The following is a 6251-nucleotide window of genomic DNA, read 5'->3' as shown; positions in this document are numbered from 1 at the left end:
AGAACGGCGGCTTGATGTCTTCCAGCACTTCATACGCGTACGAGTCTTTCGGGACGATGCCGGCATCGGGATACAACATCGGGAAGGCGGCGAGGTCCTTGAGGCGGTTCGCCGAGTCGTTCATCAGCACGCCGCCTTCGTTGCCGTCGGCCAGCTCGTTGCGGATGAACCCGTACGTGCCCTCGAGAAACGTCGTCGGCGTCAGGATGTAGTTCGCCGTCAACGAGTACTTGGTGATGTAGGGGTACGGGGTCTTCACATCGGTGAATCCCGGGATCAGGCCGGACCGCAACAGCGGGCGCTGCCGTTCACCGCCGTAGGTCCAGCTGATGCGCGTCTTGGCGTTGAGCTGGTAGTCGAGGCGGATCGCCGGCTGCTGCCGCAGCTGCTCGACGATGGGAAGCGGCTCGCCTCCCGCGCCGCCCAGCTCGTAGTTGTAGTTGCTGCCCGGCGTCTGCGCCCGGTTGGGCATCGGATACCGGTTCAGAATCGCGAGACCCACCGAATACAACCGGTTCGCCGGAATCCTGCCGAGCACACCGCCATCCTGGAAGCACGCCGTCTGATCGGTGGCATTGCAGGCGCCGGTGAGCGCCGGATCCTTGATGAAGTTGAAGAGCGCGCCGTTGTTGTCGAGGGTCTGCGAGAAATCTCCGGCCCGCTCGAGCGCGGTCGGCACGCGATAGCGAATCGGGTTGCCGTTGTTGATCGGGTTGCTGGTCGGGACGTACTCGTGGCTGTAGAAGAAGAACAGCTTGTTGGTCCCCCCGGGCTTGCCGATGGGGCCGCCGATCGAATAGCCGAGCGTCTTCGACTTGGCCTTGGGCTTCGGGTCGTTATTCAGCTTGTTGAGCATGCGGATCGAGTTCCAGTCGGAATTCTGGAACAGCTCGTAGGCCGAGCCGCGGAACCGATTGGTGCCGCTCTTCGATACGGCGGTGATCTGCAGCCCGCTCGAGCGGCCGAATTCCGCCTGATAGCCCTGCGTCAGGATCTTCACTTCGGCGATGGACTCGATGTTCATGTTGAGCATCTGGCCGTTGTTCCCGGTGTCCATGGCCGAGATGCCGTCCATCATGATGTTGTCCTGGCTCGCGCTCCCCATGCGCGCGCCGTTCTGGTTGGCGCCGCCGTCCCTCACGCCAGGCGCCAGCTGTATGAGGCTGGTGAAGTTGCCGTGGTTGATCGGGAGGTTCTCGACCTGCTGGGTCGTGATGGTGAAGGATCGCTCGCCGCTCTGCGCCTGCACCAGTGGTGACTCGGCGACGACGGTGACCGCTTCGGTCTGGCCGCCGACTTCGAGCGTGATGGGCGGGACCGACACGCGGTCGCCGCCGCTGACGGGTACCGCTTTTCGCTGCGCCGTCTTGAAGCCGCTCATCGTCACTTCGACCGTGTAGGTGGCCGCGGTGACGTTGGGAAAGACGTAGGTGCCGGTCTCGTCCGTCGTCGCGGGCGCGAGTCGCGTGCCGCGCGCTTCGTCGATCAGGATGACCGTGGCGCCGGGCACGACGCCGCCCTGCGCATCCCTTACCGTTCCCGAGATGTTGCCCGTCGTAATCTGCGCCGAAACGTCAAGAGCCGTGGCCACCAGGGCCAACGCCCCCAACGCGACGATCCCGAGCTTCCTCATCATGCGCTCCTCCCGCTGTGTACGCGGACGGCGGACCGGACCGAGCCGTCTCCTCCCACGAAACGCGCCTGAATCCTGTGCAGGCCTGCTTTCTACTTCCTGTTTAGTTCATTGTCAACTCGACACTTAGCGCGGCAGCGCAAACGCAAAGAGGGATGAGCCGCCGCCGATCAGAAGGTACTGGCGCCCGTCCAGCTCGTACGTGACTGGCGCGGTGCCGACCCGGCCGATGCCGGAGTTCCACAGGGTCGCCCCGTCGCGCGTGCGCAGGGCGATCGCGTTGCCCGCGGAATCACCGGTGAACAGCACCCCGGTGGTGGTGGTGAGGACGCCGGCCCCTGCGGCGCCGCCGTGCAGGTCCTTCGTCCACTTGATGTCCCCCGTCTGGTAGTCGATCGCTTTCAGCAGCCCTTTGCCCCAGATGTTGTAGTCGGCGCCGGCCCAGCCGTAGTCCCCATGTTCCGGCTTGAAGAAATAGATCCCGTAGCTGTCCTGCGCGCTGACGATGAACAGCCCTTCACGCGTGTCGACGCTCGGCGAACGGTAGTTGGTCAGACCGGCCTCGTTCGGCGCCATCAGCACGCCGTCGCGCGACGGCTCCTTGGCGGGATCGGGAATCGGCTGTCCCTTCTCGTCGATCCCCTTCGCCCAGTTGACCGGACCGAACGGCCGGGTCAGGAGGTTGCGTCCGGTGGCGCGATCGAGCACGAAGAAATAGCCGCCGCGCGAGGCGTGCATCAGCATCTTCGCCGGCTGCCCCCGGAACGTCCCGTCGACGAGCACCGGGACTTCGTTCGCGTCCCAGTCGTGCGTGTCGTGCGGCGTCGCCTGGAAATGCCACACGAGCTTCCCGGTCTCCGGGTTCAGCGCCACGATGCTGTTGGTATACAGGTTGGGCCCGGGGCGCGCCGGACCGTTCAGCACCGGCGTCGGATTGCCGGTGCCCCAGTACGTCAGGTTCAGCTCCGGATCGTAGGTGCCGGTCATCCACATCTGGCCGCCGAAGTGGGGTCCGTCCTTGGTCGTATAGAACGTCCACTGCAACTCGCCGTTGGTCGGGTCGAACGACTGCAGCAGGCCCGGCAGGTTGTCGAAATCTCCGGACACGCCGACGAGCAGGTGGTTCCGGATCAGCAGCGGCGCCATCGTCGACCAGTAGCCCTTCTTCCAGTCGGCGATCGTGACCTTCCACCGGACTTTGCCGTCTTTCGCGCCGAGCGCGATGAGGTAGGCGTCCGGGGTGGTGAGGTACACGAGATCGCCGTACACCGCCACACCCCGGTGACCGATGTGGAAGGCCTGGTTTTCAGGATGGGTATAGTGCCAGATCTGCCGTCCCGACCGCGCGTCGAGCGCCCACAGATGATCGGGCGCGCTGATGTAGATGACGCCGTTGACGACGATCGGCGAGGCCTTGAGCTGATCGGGCCGGCCGGTCTGGAAGACCCACTGCAGCCCGAGCTGCCGGACGTTCTCAGGCGTGATCTGGGTCAGCGCGCTGTGCCGGCGTCCCGAGTAGTCGCCGTGATAGGACGGCCAGCTGTCCTTCGTCGGCGCCAGCAGCAGCGAGGGATCGAGTGCCTGCCCGATCAGCGCGGCCGACGCCCCCACGATCGCGGCACACGCGGCCAGTCCGCGTGCCACGCGCGTGGGGCGGCGGCTACTTGACCAGCGTCTGCAGGTACGCGAACAGGTTGTGAACGTCATCATCAGTGTACTTGCCCAACTGGTCCGCGTGCGCCTGCACCGGGTCCTTGACGGACACTTTGACGGCGGACTGTGGCCACGAGCGGAACCAGCCGTCCGCGTCGCGCAGCGCGATCGTGAATTCGTCGCGAAAGACGAGCGGACCGGTGACGGTCTCCCCTGTGGGGAGCGTCACCGTCACGGTGACGGGATTCTGCCTCGGCTCTCCCGGCAGCTGCGTGGCATTGCCCGCGGTCGGATAGAGGAACCGCATCAGGAGGCCGAGTCCGCGGTAGCGGGCGCCGACGCTGGCGAGATCGCCGGTGGGCGAATGACACGCGGCGCAGCCGCCGGCGCCATTGAAATAGGCGCGGCCGGCGTCGGCGTTGCCGGTCGAGAGATCCGCGATGGTCACTCGCCGCCGCCGGCCCGGGTTCTTGTCCACCGCGGCCTTGCGGGCATGGATGAAGTCGATGACGGATTTCAGATCGGGATCCGAAAGGGGGAACCCGGGCATTCCGCGCTCGGGACGGCCGGTGCGAATGACCGGACCGAGCTTGTCGCCATTGCGGTCCTGTGCGACCAGCTCCGAGTCGGTGAGATCGGGCCCCGACGCGCCGCCCGTGGCATCACGCCCGTGGCAGAAGCCGCATTGCGCCTGAAAGAGAGTTTCACCAGGCGAGACCGCCGCCGCCCGGGTCTGGCCCGAGACGGGGGCCGCGGCCAGCCACAACAGACACGCGGTCAGGATGCGCTGCATGAACGACGGCAGATTGTGGTCTCTACCGTCGTCCAGCGTCAACTAGGAAATGCACATTACGCATCGGCCGGTGCGCAGTGTGCACGGCTATTCTTCGGCCATGAACGGATATTTGTAATCCCGCGGCGGCGAGAGCGTCTCCTTGACGGTACGGGCGCTGGCCCAGCGGACGAGGTTCAGCTTCGAGCCCGCCTTGTCGTTCGTGCCCGAGCCGCGCGCCCCGCCGAACGGCTGCTGGCCGACGACCGCCCCGGTCGGCTTGTCGTTGATATAGAAGTTGCCGGCGGCGTTCCGCAGGGCCGACGCCGCGTCGCGGATGGCCTTGCGATCGCGGGCGAACACCGCCCCGGTCAGCGCGTAGGGGGACGTCTGATCGATGATGTCGAGCGTCTCCGCCCAGCGCCCGTCGGGATAGACGTACGCGGTGAGCACCGGGCCGAAAATCTCTTCGCAGAGCAGCCGGTAGCCCGGGTCCTGGGTCTCGACGAGCGTCGGCTCGATGAAGTAGCCCGCGTCCCCCTTCGCGCCGCCCCCCTGGATGACCTTCGCGTTCTTCTTCGCGTCGTCCAGGTACTCGCTGATCTTCGTGAACGCCTTCTTGTCGATCACCGCGCCCATGAAGTTGCGGAAGTCGCGGACGTCGCCGACCTTGAAGGCCTTCATCATCGCCACGAGGCTGTCGCGCACCGCCGGCCAGAGCGTCTGCGGGATGTACGTGCGGCTGGCCGCCGAGCACTTCTGCCCCTGGTACTCGAACGCGCCGCGGGCGAGCGCGACGGCGACCTCCTGCGGGTCGGCGGAGGGATGCGCCACGACGAAATCCTTGCCGCCGGTCTCGCCGACCAGCCGGGGATAGGTCCGGTAGCGCCCCATGTTCTCGCCGACCTTCTTCCACATGCTGTTGAACACGGCGGTGCTGCCGGTGAAATGGATGCCGGCGAGGTCGGGCGAGTCGAGCAGCGCGTTGGTGATCTCGACCGAGTTGCCGGGCAGGAAGTTGATCACGCCCGGCGGCAGGCCTGCGGCCTCGAGCACCTTGTAGGTGTAGTAGCCGCTCAGCATCGCGGAGGAGGCGGGCTTCCAGATCACGGTGTTGCCCAGCAGCGCGGGAGCGGTGGTGAGGTTGCCGCCGATCGCCGTGAAATTGAACGGCGACACCGCGTAGATGAACCCCTCGAGCGCGCGGTATTCCATCTGGTTCCAGACGCCGGGGCCGCTGATCGGCTGCTCGCGGTAGAGTTCCTGCGCGAAGTAGGCGTTGAAGCGCCAGAAGTCGATCATCTCCGACGCCGCGTCGATCTCCGACTGGAACGCCGTCTTGGACTGTCCCAGCATCGTCGCCGCGTTGATCGTCGGGCGCCACGTGGTGGCCAGCAGCTCGGCGGCGCGGAGCAGTACCGCGGCGCGATCTTCCCAGGGCCACGCCGCCCACTCGCGCCGGGCCGCCGCGGCGGCGGCGACTGCCTGCTGGATGTGCTCGGGGCCGGCGAGGTGGTACTCCGCGAGCACGTGACCGTGATCGTGCGGCATCACCGTCTTCTCGAGCTTGCCGGTGCGGATCTCGCGGCCGCCGATGATCAGCGGAATCTCGATCTTCTCGGCCGCCATCGATTTGAGGCGGGCCTTCAGTTCGGCGCGCGCGGGGGTGCCGGGCGCGTAGGTGAAATTCGGTTCGTTGACCGGCTCGGGCACGCGGCGCACGCCGGCGAACGCGGCGTGCAGGGTCACGCCCTGCCCCGGCGGCGGTGCCATGACGTCGGAGTGCTTCTCAGCCGGAGACGTTGGCGCGTGTGTAGACATGATGTGATTATAGATGCATGGCAGACCAGAAATCCCCCAAGGGGGACGAGGGAAAAGGACAGCCCGCGAGCGCGGAACAGAAGACCACCGAGCCGGCGCCGGCGGATCGCCGCCTCGTGCCCGGCGGCTCCTTCAAGTCGGCGCGGACGCCCATCGGCGTGAACGGCCTCGATCACTACACGCAGCAGCCGCCGATCAGGCCGGACCTTCCCGATCTGTCGGATACACCAGGCTGGAACATCTTCCCGAAGAAACGCGCGAATCCCTGAACGCTCATCCCTGATCCTGAATCCCTCATCCCTGATCCCTGATCGCGAATCCCCATCCCCAATCGGATTCAGGATGCGGGATGAGGATGCGGGATGAGGATTC

5 protein-coding genes are annotated in these 6251 nt (G+C 66.2%); 1 reads left to right on the top strand and 4 read right to left on the bottom strand.

Going from position 1 to position 6251, the window contains the following annotated elements; genetic code table 11:
• The 4 genes from VFK57_24350 to pruA all read right to left on the bottom strand — a co-directional run.
• A partial coding sequence (locus VFK57_24350; protein HET7698872.1) for a carboxypeptidase-like regulatory domain-containing protein occupies positions 1–1633 on the bottom strand: 1633 nt, incomplete at its 3' end.
• 126 nt (positions 1634–1759) lie between these two features.
• The gene (locus tag VFK57_24345; protein HET7698871.1) at positions 1760–3277 is read right to left on the bottom strand and encodes an acido-empty-quinoprotein group A; all 1518 of its coding nucleotides are present in this window, start codon (positions 3275–3277) and stop codon (positions 1760–1762) included.
• A gap of 16 nt (positions 3278–3293) precedes the next feature.
• A complete protein-coding gene (locus tag VFK57_24340; protein ID HET7698870.1) occupies positions 3294–4079 on the bottom strand; it encodes a cytochrome c in 786 nt (261 codons plus the stop codon).
• Between the two features lie 87 nt (positions 4080–4166).
• Positions 4167–5879, bottom strand: a complete 1713-nt coding sequence (pruA, locus tag VFK57_24335) for an L-glutamate gamma-semialdehyde dehydrogenase (GenBank protein HET7698869.1) — start codon at positions 5877–5879, stop codon at positions 4167–4169.
• Between the two features lie 17 nt (positions 5880–5896).
• Between pruA and VFK57_24330 the strand changes: the two genes are divergently transcribed.
• Positions 5897–6148, top strand: a complete 252-nt coding sequence (locus VFK57_24330; protein ID HET7698868.1) for a hypothetical protein — start codon at positions 5897–5899, stop codon at positions 6146–6148.
• Positions 6149–6251: the final 103 nt, after the last annotated feature.

The organism is Vicinamibacterales bacterium (assembly GCA_035699745.1).
Lineage (GTDB): Bacteria > Acidobacteriota > Vicinamibacteria > Vicinamibacterales > 2-12-FULL-66-21 > JAICSD01.
The sequence above is the reverse complement of the archived record's forward strand: the minus strand, read 5'-3'. Positions and strand labels throughout refer to the sequence as shown.